Origin of the sequence: Pedobacter roseus (assembly GCF_014395225.1) — a bacterium.
In the GTDB taxonomy this organism is placed as follows: Bacteria; Bacteroidota; Bacteroidia; order Sphingobacteriales; family Sphingobacteriaceae; genus Pedobacter; species Pedobacter roseus.
On record NZ_CP060723.1, the window covers coordinates 3,386,624 to 3,402,650 of the forward strand.

General features: G+C 37.3%; 15 protein-coding genes. 9 read left to right on the plus strand and 6 right to left on the minus strand.

Annotated features, from left to right (window positions below):
* Positions 1–19: 19 nt before the first annotated feature.
* From H9L23_RS14045 to H9L23_RS14055, 3 genes are all read left to right on the plus strand, one after another.
* Complete coding sequence (locus tag H9L23_RS14045) at positions 20–1,381, plus strand: M1 family aminopeptidase (protein ID WP_187591007.1); 1,362 nt, start codon at positions 20–22, stop codon at positions 1,379–1,381.
* Between the two features lie 12 nt (positions 1,382–1,393).
* Positions 1,394–2,281 carry a polysaccharide deacetylase family protein gene (locus H9L23_RS14050; protein WP_187591008.1) on the plus strand — a complete coding sequence of 296 codons (888 nt, stop codon included), beginning with the start codon at positions 1,394–1,396 and terminating at the stop codon, positions 2,279–2,281.
* A gap of 99 nt (positions 2,282–2,380) precedes the next feature.
* Positions 2,381–3,547 (plus strand): DUF3298 and DUF4163 domain-containing protein, encoded by a 1,167-nt coding sequence (locus tag H9L23_RS14055; protein WP_187591009.1) that lies wholly within the window; start codon positions 2,381–2,383, stop codon positions 3,545–3,547.
* Positions 3,548–4,066: 519 nt separating this feature from the next.
* Here H9L23_RS14055 and H9L23_RS14060 read toward each other — a convergent pair.
* From H9L23_RS14060 to H9L23_RS14075, 4 genes are all read right to left on the minus strand, one after another.
* Positions 4,067–4,519: a 3-oxoacyl-ACP synthase gene (locus H9L23_RS14060; protein WP_187591010.1), complete on the minus strand. Its 453-nt coding sequence runs from the start codon at positions 4,517–4,519 to the stop codon at positions 4,067–4,069.
* 123 nt (positions 4,520–4,642) lie between these two features.
* Positions 4,643–5,218: a nitroreductase family protein gene (locus tag H9L23_RS14065; RefSeq protein ID WP_187591011.1), complete on the minus strand. Its 576-nt coding sequence runs from the start codon at positions 5,216–5,218 to the stop codon at positions 4,643–4,645.
* A gap of 135 nt (positions 5,219–5,353) precedes the next feature.
* Positions 5,354–5,914 (minus strand): hypothetical protein, encoded by a 561-nt coding sequence (locus H9L23_RS14070; protein WP_187591012.1) that lies wholly within the window; start codon positions 5,912–5,914, stop codon positions 5,354–5,356.
* 286 nt (positions 5,915–6,200) lie between these two features.
* Positions 6,201–6,800, minus strand: a complete 600-nt coding sequence (locus H9L23_RS14075) for a hypothetical protein (RefSeq protein WP_187591013.1) — start codon at positions 6,798–6,800, stop codon at positions 6,201–6,203.
* A gap of 445 nt (positions 6,801–7,245) precedes the next feature.
* Here H9L23_RS14075 and H9L23_RS14080 point away from each other — a divergent pair, with 445 nt between their 5' ends.
* From H9L23_RS14080 to H9L23_RS14100, 5 genes are all read left to right on the plus strand, one after another.
* The gene (locus H9L23_RS14080) at positions 7,246–8,868 is read left to right on the plus strand and encodes an ABC-F family ATP-binding cassette domain-containing protein (protein WP_187591014.1); all 1,623 of its coding nucleotides are present in this window, start codon (positions 7,246–7,248) and stop codon (positions 8,866–8,868) included.
* A gap of 166 nt (positions 8,869–9,034) precedes the next feature.
* Positions 9,035–9,730: a DUF4397 domain-containing protein gene (locus H9L23_RS14085; RefSeq protein ID WP_187591015.1), complete on the plus strand. Its 696-nt coding sequence runs from the start codon at positions 9,035–9,037 to the stop codon at positions 9,728–9,730.
* A 120-nt stretch (positions 9,731–9,850) separates the two neighbouring features.
* On the plus strand, positions 9,851–10,435 hold the full coding sequence (locus tag H9L23_RS14090; protein ID WP_187591016.1) for an RNA polymerase sigma factor: 585 nt from the start codon (positions 9,851–9,853) through the stop codon (positions 10,433–10,435).
* Positions 10,428–11,645 (plus strand): outer membrane beta-barrel protein, encoded by a 1,218-nt coding sequence (locus H9L23_RS14095; protein WP_187591017.1) that lies wholly within the window; start codon positions 10,428–10,430, stop codon positions 11,643–11,645. The genes H9L23_RS14090 and H9L23_RS14095 overlap by 8 nt, the downstream gene beginning before the upstream one ends.
* Positions 11,646–11,685: 40 nt before the next feature.
* A complete protein-coding gene (locus H9L23_RS14100; protein ID WP_187591018.1) occupies positions 11,686–12,318 on the plus strand; it encodes a Uma2 family endonuclease in 633 nt (210 codons plus the stop codon).
* Between the two features lie 63 nt (positions 12,319–12,381).
* On the opposite strand, the gene H9L23_RS14105 is transcribed toward H9L23_RS14100, so the two are convergent.
* Both H9L23_RS14105 and H9L23_RS14110 read right to left on the minus strand, forming a co-directional pair.
* Positions 12,382–12,888, minus strand: a complete 507-nt coding sequence (locus tag H9L23_RS14105) for an FKBP-type peptidyl-prolyl cis-trans isomerase (protein WP_187591019.1) — start codon at positions 12,886–12,888, stop codon at positions 12,382–12,384.
* 10 nt (positions 12,889–12,898) lie between these two features.
* Positions 12,899–14,908, minus strand: a complete 2,010-nt coding sequence (locus H9L23_RS14110) for a thioredoxin domain-containing protein (RefSeq protein ID WP_187591020.1) — start codon at positions 14,906–14,908, stop codon at positions 12,899–12,901.
* A gap of 128 nt (positions 14,909–15,036) precedes the next feature.
* On the opposite strand from H9L23_RS14110, the gene H9L23_RS14115 reads away from it, so the two are divergent.
* Positions 15,037–16,020: a PDDEXK nuclease domain-containing protein gene (locus tag H9L23_RS14115; RefSeq protein WP_187591021.1), complete on the plus strand. Its 984-nt coding sequence runs from the start codon at positions 15,037–15,039 to the stop codon at positions 16,018–16,020.
* Positions 16,021–16,027: the final 7 nt, after the last annotated feature.

The window sequence follows — 16,027 nt, forward strand, 5'->3', positions numbered from 1 at the left end:
TTTTTTATACCGAACCAATATGAAAAAATTAGTGCTACTCGTTTTATTATTGTTCCAGATCTTTAAAATCCATGCGCAAACGCCGCATTTAAGTGGTAAAATTGAAGTGGTAATGGCCACAGGACAGATTACCTGCGATTTTGTGCTGAGCAATATTCCTAACTTAGGGAAGGATTATCAAATATTATTAAACAAAGGTTTTAACATTAAATCCATCAAGGATTCAGTTAATCAAACTTTAAAATACAGTGGTTTTTATGGTGGAGCCATGCGTGGCGAAGGCTTAACTTATGCCCCCTTATATAAGGACAGCACCATGGCAAACCCGGGCAAACTGCACATCACTTATACCGGCGCTTTCCCCATTTATACCGACACGCTGAACTTTATTGATTTTAAAGGTTTGATTGCCTTTAATGGCAAAACCATGAGGGCTGCTGATCAGTCTAAATGGTACCCTATTATTTACGATGTCAAAAACGACAGACAGATTGAGCAGATGACCTTTGATATCCAGGTAAGCAGCAAAGATGCCAAAATGATCTTTATAAACGGCGATCAGCCAAAACCAGGACCTGTTGCCAGGTTTAAATCTGATTTACCCATTGCCCCAATGATTTTTGCCGGAGATTATGGTGTACAAAAAACCAGGGGTGCATTATTTTTAAACAGCCAGATGGATGATAAGCAGCTGGAGGTTTTTGAAAATAACATTGCCGAAATGAAAGCCTACTACTTTAAAGTTTTAAAGATTCCTTACGATACTAAAAATGTATTTATAGAGCATTCGCCTGTAGAAAAATTTAATAAAGGCAGAAGCTGGGGTTTTGTGGCTTTCCCAACAATTGCCTTTGCAGGTATCAAATTAGGCGATATGATTGATGTAGAACATCATAAACTTAAAGATTCTACCGATTATCCGTTTATTGCTCACGAAATCGGCCATTATTATTTCGGAAATGTGTTACAACCCAATTCTACTTTGTTATGGTTCTTTTTAGAATCAACCGCCGAGTATTTGTCGGTTAAAGCAGCTGAAGAAAAATTCGGAAAAACTTTCAGTACCAAATACTTTGCGGAAAGAGGGAAACAATTAAAAAACTTTAAGGCCAAACCTTTAAATAGCATTAAAGAGGCTAATGAAATATCAGGCACTTACCGTTATTCTTACGGCCCATTTTTACTTCGCGGTTTAGAACAGATGATTGGGGAAAAACGCATGTTTAAATTCTTAAATACCTGTTTAACCACTAAAAATGAATTAACTGATTACAATTTCTTTAAAAGAAACGCTTTAAAATCGGGCATTACCCAAAAAGAGTGGGATGCTTACGAAAAAGACTTTATCCTTTCTGAAAACGCTGTATCTTTGATCAAATAAATTATAAAAACCTTGAATTTACATTTAAAACCAGCAGCCCATACCCTGCTATCCATTTTGTTTTTAGCATCATTTTCATTTGCTTGTTCGGGCAATAAACAAAAAGAAAAAACCTCATCTGCTGCAAATACTACAGAAGCGGTTAAAACAGACTCAACAAACACAAAACCTGCTGATAACAAAACCATCATGGCCCGCAGAGAGGTGCCTGTACTCTGCTATCACCAGATCAGGAATAACATTGCCAGCGACAGTAAAAGGGCACACGATGATATTATTGCCCCTGATAAATTTCGCGAACATATAAAAATGCTTGCCGATAGTGGTTACCATACCATTCAGCCCGACCAATTGTACAATTACCTGGTTTATGGTGCGAAACTGCCTGAAAAACCCATCATTATTAGTTTTGATGATACCGATGAAGATCAATTCACCGTTGGAAACGCCACATTAAAAAAATATGGTTTTAAAGGTGTTTATTTTATCATGACGGTATCTATCGGTAGAAAGGGCAGAATCAGTTACATGACGAAAGAGCAGATTAAACAATTATCTGACGAAGGAAATACAATTGCCAGCCATACCTACGACCATAAAAATTTCGCCCAGTTTACGGATGCCGACTGGACGACCCAAATTGATGAACCGACCAAAAAACTAGAGGAGATTACCGGAAAAAAAGTAGAATATTTTGCTTTTCCTTACGGCGTTTTCAAATCATCAACCTTGCATAAGTTAAAAGAACATGGCTTTAAGGCCGCTTTCATCCTATCTACCGCAAGAGACGAAAATTATCCGCTTTATACCATCAGAAGGATTATTGATCCGGGAAGATATACCGCAAAAAACTTATATTACAGCATTAACAAGAGCTTTAATAAAACAAAATCTAAGTAAAGAGGTTTAAATGTTGTAAAGTTTGATTGCTGAAAGGTTTGAAGGTTGAAAAGTTAAACCTTCAAGCCTTTCAACAAAAAGCCCTGTAACAACAACCCTATGAAATACTCTTTTTTCTTATGTTTTTTCGGATTAGCGATATTATCTGCCTGTAATAATCCTAAAAACGGCAACAATAATACCGGAACAACAGATACTACAAGCAATACTAAAAAAGAACTAACCAAAACTTTTTATAAAAGATTAGAAGGCACCATTGCCGGCAAAAAAGTGGTGGTGCATCTGCAGAAGGTTAATGATGATGTAAGCGGATCTTATTATTATGATGGCTCATGGCTTAACCTATCAACCGATACCCTGATTGGTAAAGATAGCTTAGTGCTTACCGAATACAGTTATTACGAATCGTACTTTACCCAGGATTTTAAATCGCCGCATTTAGCCTTAAAATGGACCGGAAATGGCTTTAATGGCACATGGGAAAGTGGAGATAAAGCGAAAAAATTCCCGATTATACTAACAGAAAAATATCCTGACGGGAGTTATCCGTTCAATACCGGCATTTACGCAGATTCGGTTAAAGCTTTTGCCAATCAGGCCAAATCGCCGGCAGCACAAATCAGTTTTGAGTACCTGGAAAGTAAAAATACCGATGAATCTGGTACCTGGTTAAATACTGAACTTAAAAAGATATTAGGAATAAAATCGCAGGTTGACCGCTCAATCGGTTTTAAAAATATTGCTGCTGACTATTTTAAAGATTATAAATCGCAGGTTGCTGAGCAATCAAAAGATGGCCGTGGCGGTGATTTTGAGGCCTGGATGAATTACACCAACAACACTCAGCAATCAGTGAGTTATAATGATAATGGTTATGTGGTGATTGATTTCCTGGCTGATGCTTACACCGGTGGTGCACATGGTAATTACAGCAGTGTAATGTATTGCCTGGATGTAAAGAACAAAAAACAAATGGTGCTTAGCGACATTGTTAAAATAGATTCGAACACCTTGCAAGGCATTTTAGAACGCAATCTCCGTAAAGAATATAATATTAAAGCCAAAGATGCATTAAGTACTGTGCTTTTTGATGATTTTATAAAACCGAATAATAACTTTTATTTCAACTCCAATGGCATTGCTTTTATGTACAATCCTTATGAAGTAGCCAGTTATGCCCAGGGACAGATTGTAGTATTTGTGCCTTATGCAGATTTAAAGACTTATTTAGTACCAGCTTTTGTGCAAAGGATGGGGATTAAATAGTTAGTGGGTTAATTGTGAAATGGTTAATCGGTTAATTGTTTAAACTGGTTAACTGTTTAAATCGGTTAACTGTGAGTTGCACACTGCTAACTGAAAACTGCTTCTGCGCTCATCTCCTTAAATCAGCGGGAATAAATATTAATTTTCTTTTTAACACAGTTTATTGAACAGAACCGAACAGATCCAAAGGGTTACCTGCACGCATCAAACTAACACCTGCACGCATCAAACTAGCATACGCACGCATCAAACTAACATACGCACGCATCAAACTAGCATACGCACGCATCAAACTAACATACGCACGCATCAAACTAACACACGCACGCATCAAACTAGCATACGCACGTATCAAACTAGCATACGCACGCATCAAACTAACATACGCACGCATCAAACTAACACACGCACGCATCAAACTAGCATACGCACGTATCAAACTAGCATACGCACGCATCAAACTAACATACGCACGCATCAAACTAGCATACGCACGTACTCAAAACTGCTAATTGAAAACTACAATATCTCTTTCACTAAATAATCCTTGCCGTTAAACTTAAAACTTTCGTTTTTCGCTTTCCCGATCAGGAATTTGCCAATGGGCGAAGCCTGAGATACAGCAAAGAATTTCTGATCGTCGGCATTTAATTCACCCGCACTAATGCTAATGTAAAAATTACCTTCGGACGTTAACACCACGCTACCGTTTTTAACAACCTGATCCGATTCTACATTTTCGATCTGCTGTAATGCAATTTTCTGTTGTCCCGCTTCATATAGTAATTTATTGTTACGGTCCATCTCCTGCTGCATCATTTCGCGGGTAGTTTCATATTTATCGCCTGCACTGCTTTTCGTATCATCATTAGATGCCTGCCTGGCTTGCTGCAGCGAATATTCGATATTTTCTATCCTGTTTTGAATAAAAGTTAAGCAAAGCTGATAGAGTTTAGATTTTAATGTAGACATGTTAATGATGGATAATGGAAGATGTAAGATGGATGATGTAGAATGGTTCATAGTGTAATAGCCATGGACTATCAAACCATTAACCAGGAAACAGACTCAGGACTAAAGATTGTTGACTAAAGACTACGCCTCTATCCACCTCACCTTTTCGCTCATCGGTGTACGATTTGGTTCCCAGGGTTTTTCGTTATGATAGCCCATGTAAAATAGGCCGATACATTTTTCATTTTCACCCAGGCCTAAAAATTCGCCCAAATCGTCAATTAAGGGTGGCGAACTCCAATAAGCACCAACTTGCAAACTTTCGGCAGTTAAAGCCATATTCTGCACCGCGCATGATACTGCTGCCAACTCCTCCCATTCTGGTATTTTACCGCTCACCTGCATATTAATGGCAATAATGCAATCGGCTTGACTGGTTTTCTCAGCAAAGCTATCGTACTTTTTCTGTAAAAACTGTTGCGGGCTAACCAGTGCCTTATATAATCTTCCTAATTCTTCGCCTAATTTAGCCAAGCCAGCTTTTCTGATTACCACAAAGCGCCAAGGCTGGGTTAATTTATGTGTGGGTGCATAATTAGCAGTTTCTAAAATCTGATTAATTACCTCAACCGGAATTTCCTTTTTAATATAGCTTGCAGGAAAAATACTGCGACGTTCTTTTATAACTTTTGAGATGGTTTCGTATGTAGTACTCATGTTGTAAATATAAGGTTTAAGGCGTAAGGTAGAAGGTTTAGGGTTGAAAAGCGATAAAGATTTGACTTTATGTTAACTGAAAACGCTGAACTGTTAATTAAGAACTATCAATTGGAAACCGATAACTACAAACCGTTAACTGCAAACCGAAAGCTGTTTCCTAATTTGTTTCACTTTAGCAAAAAAGGCAATGCTTTCTTTATCCACCAGAAAATCCATGGTTTGCAAGAGCTCTTCCCTGATCCAGTGATGTTTAGTGTTTAAATTTGCCAGAATATTAAGGCAGTGTGATTTTATGGCCACAGGAATTTTTTCATCAATGAGCCAGGCAAAAACCACTTCTACCAAATGACCGGTATCGTAACCGGCAACGATCTTTTTAACCGCTTCAGCAGCATTTTTCTTCGTCATAAAGGCCAGAATTTTAACATAGTGCCTCAATGCTGATAAATTATGCTGTTGTGGGAGTTTATCCAAGAAATAAATCGTATGAGGCAAAAAGCGAAGCTGGTGGGCGGTATAAACGTTCTCCAGAATCCATGCCGCCCGAAACCCGATCTGTTCATCATGATAAAAACTTAAATCGATCAGGTCTTTTACCGAAAAGGTTTCTTCTGAAGCAATGGCAGCCAGTTTTTCTACTTTGCTTTTTTGAAGGGTGGTTTTAATGGTTTCGAGCAAGAGATGATTTTGCATAAGGCTAAAATAAAATTTTTAGCAGATAAAAACTCCGGGATCATAAAATATAGTTACTGCATTTAGTTATTGAGTTCAGGTTTTTTTTTGGAAATCAGGGGCCCGGTTTTTCACCGGATCTTTAGCCCCGCTTTCGTTTACAACGCTGGTATATAATCGGGATGTCCAAACCTCGCAGGTTTTAAAAACCTGCGAGGTTTAATTAATTAATGTTCTGGAACAAAAGTTTTATCTCCAAAAATATCTGTTTTATAAATCCCTATCTTTTTACCATTACCATCTTCTATCACCGTATCGCCAAAACATCTTTTTTATATTTTGCCAATACATTTCCACGCTCATCTTCAATAATGGTTTCGCCAAAAGAATTCTTTTTCTGTTTGCCTATCGTTTTGCCGTTACCATCTTCTATGATTATGTTTCCCGACATATCGGTTTTATAAACATTTAGCGTTTGTCCCTGGTAGTCTTCAATAGTGATATTGCCGAATACATCTGTTTTTTGCCTCACCCTAACTTCTGTGTTCCCATCACCCGGAACCAAACCGCCTAAAGGCTTTGGTACCAGGCTTTGTCCTCGTTCGGTTTCTAATATGGTATTACCAGAAAAGTCTTTCTTTTGTGTACCCACGGTTTTTCCGGCTTCATTTTCTAAAATGGTATTGCCTAAAAAATCCTGCTTTTGCCTGGCGATGGTTTTGCCATCTTTATCCACAACGATGGTATTACCAAAAAAATCTTTCTTCTGTTTGCCAATGGTATTATCCCGCTCATCAACTAGTATAGTATCTCCATAAAAATCTACTTTATATTTATACTGGGAACTTTGGCTGTAGGCCACGAGGGAAATAGAAGACATAATGATGCCTAGTGTTAATTTTTTCATATTGATTTCATTTTGTGTGTACTACTAAAATACAAAATTCTACCAAGATAAAAACTGATCAACCATGTATTAATGTTGTTAATTTAAGGCTATAGGTTTTAAACTATTGGCCAAAAGCTTCCCAACTTTGTAAAATAAACCCCGGTAGTAGCGAACACGTAGTGCAACGGAGTAAAGCGAATAACGGGGCTGTATCTGCCACAAAACACCAACCCCTACATTTCCAAATTCTTAAAACCTTTCAACCTTAAAACATTCAAAAACCTTCCAACTTTTTAACTTTCCAACCTCCAACCTTTCAACAATAAAACCTTTCAACCTTAAACATTCAAACACCTTCAAACTTTCCAACCTCCAACCTTTCAACAATAAAACAATCAAACCATTAAACACTTTCCTACCCTCAACCTTTTTCCCTATCTTTGCGGCTTATTTCAATTACAGCATGATTTCAGTTTCTAATTTATCATTACGATACGGCAAACGCACATTATTTGAAGATGTTAACCTAAAATTTACCCAGGGCAACTGCTATGGCGTAATTGGGGCTAACGGAGCAGGTAAATCTACTTTCCTTAAAATTTTATCAGGAGAGGTTAACCAGACTTCTGGTAGCGTGGCTTTTACTCCAGGCGAAAGAATGGCCGTTTTAAAGCAAAACCACTACGAATTTGATGAGTTTTCGGTATTAGAAACCGTAATGATTGGCCATAAAGAACTTTATGCCATCATGAAAGAGAAAGATGCCATTTACATGAAAGAAGATTTCTCAGAAAAGGATGGCGAACGTGCCGGAGAACTGGAAAATCTTTTTGCTGAAATGGATGGCTGGAACATGGAAAGCAACGCAGCAACCATGTTGAGCAATTTGGGCATTACTGAAGATAACCACTATAAATTACTAAAAGAACTGGATAACACGCAAAAAGTACGTGTGTTATTGGCACAAGCCCTGTTCGGTAATCCGGATATTTTGTTACTGGATGAGCCTACCAACGATTTGGACATCGAAACGATTGCCTGGTTAGAAAACTTTTTGGCCGATTACCAGAATATCGTATTGGTAGTAAGTCACGACAGGCACTTTTTGGATGCCGTTTGTACCCACATTGTGGATATCGACTTTGCGAAAATGAGCATTTACACCGGTAACTATACTTTCTGGTACGAATCGAGTCAGCTGGCCTTAAAACAGCGCAGCGACCAGAACAAGAAAATGGAAGATAAGGTGAAGGAACTGCAGGAATTTATCCGTCGTTTCAGTGCGAATGCCTCTAAATCGAAACAGGCAACTTCGCGTAAAAAAGCTTTGGATAAGATCGATATTACTGAAATCAAAGCATCGAGCAGAAAGTATCCGGCAATTATCTTCAACAATACAGGTCGTGAGGCTGGCGACCAGATTTTACAGGTTGATGCTTTAGGCAAAAGTGGAAATGATGGCATTTTATTCGACAAAGTTACCTTTATGGTAAATAAAGGAGATAAAATTGCAGTTATATCGCAGAACAGTTTAGCAACCGCAGCATTTTACGATGTGTTAACCGGTAGGGATACTGATCATAAAGGTGAATTTAAGTGGGGCGTTACCATCAGCACTGCTGATATCCCGAACGATAACTCTGAATATTTTGCTGGTAAAGATGAAAACCTTGTGGATTGGTTACGTGAATATTCCGGAACGGATGCTGATGAGCAGTTTGTACGTAGTTTCTTAGGCCGTATGTTATTCTCGGGCGAAGAGGTGCTTAAAAACGTAAAAGTACTTTCAGGAGGTGAAAAAATGCGCTGCATGTTCTCCAGAATGATGTTGCAACAGGCGAACTTATTAATGTTTGATGAGCCAACCAATCACCTGGACCTTGAATCGATCGAGGCACTGAACAACGGGATGAAAGATTTTAAAGGCGCAATATTGTTTACCTCACGAGATCACCAGTTAACAGAAACGGTTGCCAACCGCATTATCGAGATTACTCCAAAAGGTACCATTGATAAATTAATGACTTACGATGAGTATATTAACAGTAGCGACGTTGCAAAACTTCGTGAAGAAATGTATGCTTAAGCCTTCATTATAAACACATTTTAAAAGCCACATGCAACAACATGTGGCTTTTTCTTTATAAAATTGAAACCCGCTGTAGCGTTTTCATTCCATTAACCGTTTAACAAGAAAAAAGCGTTAATGGCCATTAACCAATTTTGTTCATAAAATTGATTTAAACATTAAAATGAAAACGAATTTGAAAAATTTTAGCACTACGGCAAAAATTATACTCTCTCTATTTGCAATAACTTTAACCATTACAGCTTGTAAAAAGGATTTCAATAACGATCCGATAGAAGCAGCAGGCATTGGTTTTGTTCATGCATCGCCTGGAACTGGTCCTTTGGATTTTATATTGGACAACCAAAAAATAAACTTTTTTACTTACACCAAAGATTTGGGCTATTATGCAGCCTATCCTGGAACAAGGTTGGTTGGAGTAGCTAAAAAAGACTCTTTAAAATATGTAACTACAGCAACTGCAGGCTTAAAATCAGGCTCATTCTATTCGGTGTTTGTGGTTGATACTTTAAAATCGACAAAACTTTTAATCCTGGAAGATGATTTAAAAGCTCCGGAAACTGATAAGGCAAAAGTTCGTTTTGTAAATTTAAGCCCTGGAACTGCAACTTACGATTTAGCTGTTGCAGGAACTGATGCCCCTTTATTTACAGCAAAAGCTTTTAAAGAGTTTACAACTTTTACCAATATTTCACCTAACGACAGCTATACTTTTCAATTAAAGCAAAGTGGAACGGTTAAAGTAAGCTTACCAGCCATTAAAATTGAAAAAGGAAAGATTTACACCATTTGGGCCAAAGGTTTAACCAGTAAAACCGATACTACCGGACTGGGTTTATCGGTTATGACGAATAAATAAAAAATCACACTACCTGTGAGATTGAAAATTGACACCACTCAAAAAATTGGGTGGTGTTATTTTCTTAAATTTGCAAGCAATTAATCATGATAAACCTTTAATAAATAGTCCTTTACAGGGGTGATAAAAAAAATACTCAGTTTTGAGGAAATTTTAAAAGGCTGTGTAAAAAACGACAATAGCTGTAAAGAAATGATGTATAAATCATTTTATGGCTATTTAATGGGCATTATTTTAAGGTACACCAAGAACCCTTCGGATAGTGAAGAGCTTGTAAATGACAGTTTTATCAAGATTTTTAAACATGTTGCCGGCTTTAAGGCGCCTAAAAATCCGGAGGAACTGCAGCGGTCGTTTAAAGGCTGGATTGCCCAGATCGCTTCAAGAACAGCAATAGATAAAATACGGAGTTCGAAAGTGCAGTTTTATGTAGATGACCTTGCAGAAAGCGAACACCCGGTTACGCAGGTTTCGGTTGCTTCGGAACTTCATGTTAATGATATTTTGAATTTATTAAATCACTTACCAGATACACAAAGACTGGTGTTTAACTTATACGAAATTGAGGGTTTTGCACACGATGAGATATCGAAAATACTGAATATCCCCGAAAGTTCGAGCCGTGTGTATTTAACACGTTCTAAAAATAAGTTACGTACCCTTTATTTAAATACCATGGTCAATTCATACGAGAAAAATGGATAAGGAATTAATTGAGCATATCACCGCGCAACTCCAAAACCATGAGGAAACTTATCCTACTGGTGCCTGGGAGCGCTTTTCGGGAAATGAGAATAAGAAACGGAGGATAGCATACTGGCCTATGTGGGCTTCTGCTGCCCTGATTTTTGTTTTCGGCGGGGTATTTTTTGCCCTGAACAATACCGGTCAAAAAACTGATCTTGCCATAGCTAAGCCTAAAACGCAACCAAATTTAACAACTGACCTTAGTGATAGTACACCTACAAAAAACACCCCTAATCCATTAAATGATACAACCACTGTTTTAAATAACCTTATTGCGGCCAACCGTCCAAATAAAATTACAGAAATTACAAACCTGACGGTTGAAGAGAACAAGAATTATACTTTTGAAGATCATTCAGAAGGTTTATTGCCTGTAAACAACAATTTATTGGATAATAAACTTGCAGGCACTAATATTTCGACTTTTAACCCTAAAAACTTCGAAATTTTAACTGAAAAGAAAAAAGCCTTACCGAATAAAAAAGCAACGTTCGAAGAGTTATTGGCGCAGGATAGTCGTGTCAACCAGCAAAAAACTTCATCTAAAACTAATGACAACTCTAAATGGCAGCCTGATGTATATGTTGCCCCTGCAATGGGTAATGATAATAAGGTAAATATGAACTATGGCTTTTCATTATCGTATGCCATTGCAAATAAACTGTCTATTAATTCTGGTGTTTCTTATGCAGCCATTAGCACCACAGAATCGCTGAACGCGGGCGCCCCACAAACTTTATCGGGCAGAAACCTGGAATCGGTTGATTCTAAAGTGCGTGGAATTAATATTCCTTTAGAATTAAAGTATAAGATCAGTGAAAAATTGTACACCAATATCGGGGTTTCGGCATTAGCTGTTTTGAATAGCTCACAACAGAACAACTATATTGTTAACCAGGTTCAGAATGTTTCTTCTGCTCCTGTTAATGGCTATGCTGACTCGAAAACATTTATTGTTCAGGAAAAAACCACAGAGCCTCAGCCTGAAGCCAGTATAGATCCTGATAAGTACATCGGATTCTATAATTTTTCTTTAGGTTACAAGCAGAAAATATCTAAAAAAAATAACATTGCCATAGAGCCCTTTTTGAGACTGCCGATGAAAACTTTTTCAAAAGAAAACCTCAATCTTACCAATGGTGGACTGCGTTTAAAAATCGATTTTTAGAGAAAACTAAGATATTTAGTATATTTGGTAAACACCTAATATGAAGAATATCAAGCCATATTCAACTGAAGATAAACTCCCTCCTGTTAAAACAGTTAATGAGATAGATTTCTCTGCTATTTACAGTTATGCCGATTATATGCGCTTTGAATTTGAAGAGCGCCTTGAAATTATTAAAGGACGTGTTTTTAGAATGAGTCCTGCCCCTTCCCATATTCAACAAGGCGTTTTAACGAATATTTTCGGGCTAATATATAATACCTTGCAAGGAAAATCCTGTCGCGTTTATTCGGCGCCATTTGATGTCCGGTTAGCTAAGAAAAATCAGATTGACAAAGAGATTTACACCGTTATACAGCCCGACCTAGTGGTAATTTGCGATCAGAGTAAACTCGACGAACGTGGTTGTATAGGTGCGCCTGATATTTTGGTGGAGATTTTGTCACCGGGCAACAACAAAAAAGAACTGATTAACAAATATGAGGTTTATGAAGAAGCAGGTGTTAAAGAATATTGGATTGTAAGCTCTTCGGATAAATCATTTTTCAGGTATATTTTGGATCATCAGGGTAGATTTCAGCCCACCAAACTGCTTACCGAAGGCGAAGAGGTAACTACCCCTATTTTACCCGGTTTTACGCTAATTTTAGAAGAGGTTTTTAAGAATTTATAATAATATTATAGCAAAAGGGCTCAAGTTTTTAAACCTGAGCCCTTTATTGTTTATATCTATTGTTTAGTGACCTGAATGACCATCAGCTCCGTGAGCATGACCGTGAGCCAATTCATCTTGAGTAGCTTCGCGTACATTTAAGATTACACCACTGAACAATAAGTTTTTACCAGCCATTGGGTGGTTTAAATCAACTGAAATGGTTTCATCATGAACTGCAGTAACTCCTGCTCTGAACTGGTTACCATTATTGTCCTGTAAAGGAATAACATCACCAACATTTGGCAATTCGCCACCTGCTTCAGTAAACATTGTTTTTGGAAGATCTGCAAAAGCACCTGGATCAAGATCGCCATAACCATCTGCAGCAGATAGCTCAAAGCCATATTCGTCACCAGTTTTTAAACCAGTTAAGTGCTCTTCAAATTTAGGCAACATCATGCCAACGCCATATAAAAATACTAAAGGATTTTGTTCGTCAGCTTTTTCTACAAAAACTTGTTGTCCTTCTTCGTTAGTAGTATGCAATTCGTAAGTTAACGCTACTACAGAGTTTGGTGAAATATTCATTTAAATTAATTTATTGTAAATACTCTAATGCGTCCTCAACAGTGTTAACCGGCAACTGGCATACTTTATTTCGGCAAATATAAACTTTTGTTTCATTGCTTTGCTTACCTTTTAACAGTGGTAGGTTACTTTTTGTTCCGCCTAATGTAATTTTGTTCGGAATATAATGTCCGCTTAATTCTAATTTAACCAAATCGCTTTCTAAGCCGGTAATGGCAATTTCGTTTATCCCGTAAACTTCGTTCAATAACTGAATAGACCAGTTAGAGTAGGCTGAACCATAAGTTTTGATCTTCGGCTGAACCGCAGCCAGCATTGCTGAAGCTTTTTCAGCATAAACATCAATATCAAAAAGCAAAGCCAGTTTCTTTAAATTTTGTGCCATGGTAGAATTTGAAGCCGGGATTACGTTATCCATTACTTCGTGTTTACGAGCAATTAAATCTTCACTTTCTGCGGAGGTATAAAAAAACATAGGCGAATCTGCATCAGTAAAGTTATCGATTACGTAATCTGTTAGTAATTTTGCTTCTTCTAACCATTTTTCATCAAAATCATACTCATACAAAGCAATCAAGGCTTCTATAAAAAAAGCGTAATCATCTAAAAATCCTGTAATAGAAGCTTTCCCGTTTTTGAAATTGCGGTATAAACCACCTTTTTCTGATTTGAGGTGATTTAAAATAAAGGTGGCTGCAGCTGATGCTTTTTCATAATATTGTGTGTGATTTAAAACCTGTGCAGCATCTGCCAAAGCTTTAATCATCATACCATTCCATGCGGTTAAACATTTATCATCCAGGCCCGGGCGGATCCTTTTACTCCTCACGTCCATTAATTTTTCCTTAGCCGATTTTACTTTATCGTAAAGCACTTCTGCTTCAATATCAAATCTGGCAAGTAGTTGATCATCATTGATGGTTTTACGTAAAATATTGGTCTGTTCCTCTTCCCAGTTGCCTTCTTCTGTAATATTGTAGTAGGCGCCCAATAATTTTGCATCTTCACCTAAAACCTGATCGAACTCCGCCTTATCCCAAACATAAAACTTACCTTCAATACCTTCACTATCTGCATCGAGAGCCGAATAAAACAAGCCATCGGCTGAAGTCATCTCTTCAAAAACCCAGTTAATGGTTTCTACTACGGTCTGTTTAAAAGAATCAAACTTGGTACATTGATAAGCCTCTGCATATAAACTGATCAGTTGTGCATTGTCATAAAGCATCTTTTCGAAATGTGGCACATGCCATTTATCATCAACCGAATAACGCGCGAAACCACCACCAATCTGATCGTAAATACCTCCTCTGCTCATTTCTTCAAGGGTATGGCAAACAGCTGTAAAAACAGATTCATCATCTTTTAAAAAACCATAGCGTAGTAAAAACACCCAATTATTAGGCAAAGGAAATTTTGGGGCACGGTTGTATCCTCCGTAACCAATATCGAAATGGCGTTTCCAGGGTTCAATAATTTCGGTCAGATGATCGTTAGTGTATTCTTCTGTTTCAAGCGCCGGGATTATTTTTTCACTGTCTTTAATGCCTGAAGTTAGACGCTCCGCATATTGAATAGCCTTATCAGGTTCATTTGCCCAAAGTGCAGCAACATTTTCAAGAATATTGATCCAATCATTTTTACGGAAATATGTTCCTCCGTAAATCGGACGCTGATCTGGCAAACAGATACAGTTCAAAGGCCATCCTCCGCTCCCAGTCATTAACTGAATGGCATACATATAAATCTGATCTATATCAGGACGCTCTTCCCGGTCTACCTTAATACAAATGAAATGCTGGTTCATCACTTCAGCAACTTCATGGTTTTCGAAACTTTCGCGCTCCATTACATGGCACCAATGGCAAGCCGAATACCCTATGCTCACCAAAATGAGCTTATTTTCTGCTTTTGCCTTTGCTAACGCCTCTTGCCCCCATTCATACCAATTAACAGGATTATGAGCATGTTGCAGTAAATATGGCGATGAAGCGTGTATTAAATTATTGGTTTCTGACATGACAGGTGATGTAAAATGTATGCGGGAAAATGGAATTTTAATTTTGAGGTGTAAATCTATTAATAATCTACAAACCTGTTTCTATTTAGTTTTTGTTTTTATACTTTAGTTGGAAATCTATACGATGAATGGAATTAAGCAAAAATGAGTTATTTAATGCCATAAAAGAGATTATTAGCCAATCCCGCCTGAAAGTATTTCGTGCGGCAAATTCTGCATTGCTAGAATCGTATTGGCAAATTGGAAAACTTATTGTTGAGGATGAACAGCAGGGAAAATTACGTGCAGAGTATGGCGCTGCAACCTTAAGAATCCTTTCAAATCAATTAACTTTGGAATTTGGGAAAGGTTTTGATGAAAGAAATTTGAATAATATGCGATCTTTTTATTCTGCATTTCCAATTTGGTACGCATTGCGTACCGAATTGAGTTGGACACATTATCGGCTGTTATCCAGATTAGATTCTGAAGAAAAAAGAAAGTTTTATATAGAAGAATCTATAACATCAAGTTGGAACAGTAGAGAATTACAGAGGCAGATAAATTCTTTATCATACGAACGCTCCTTAACCGGACCAAAAACGAACAATCCGAAACCAAACATTCAAGACTATATAAAAGATCCTTATATTTTTGAATTTTTAGGATTGGATCCTGATACTAAAAATACAGAGAAAAGCTTAGAATCTGCAATTATAAACCATCTTCAAAAGTTTTTACTGGAATTTGGTAAAGGATTTGCTTTCGTTGCGCGTCAGCAACATATTGTAACAGATACTTCAGATTTCTTTATAGACCTCGTTTTCTACAATTATATTTTAAAATGCTTCGTAATCATTGATCTTAAAACAACAAGTTTAAACCATCAAGACATCGGACAAATAGATATGTATGTTAGAATGTATGATGATTTGAAAAGAAATGATGGCGACAATCCAACCATTGGATTATTACTCTGCACCGAAAAGGATGAAACAATTGTAAAATATTCAGTTTTAAGTGATAAAAATCAGTTGTTTGCCAGTAAATATCTATTGTATTTACCAAAAGAAGAGGAATTAAAAGCAATTATAGAACAGGACAGACAACATTTTGAATTAGACAACCCATAACCTTACA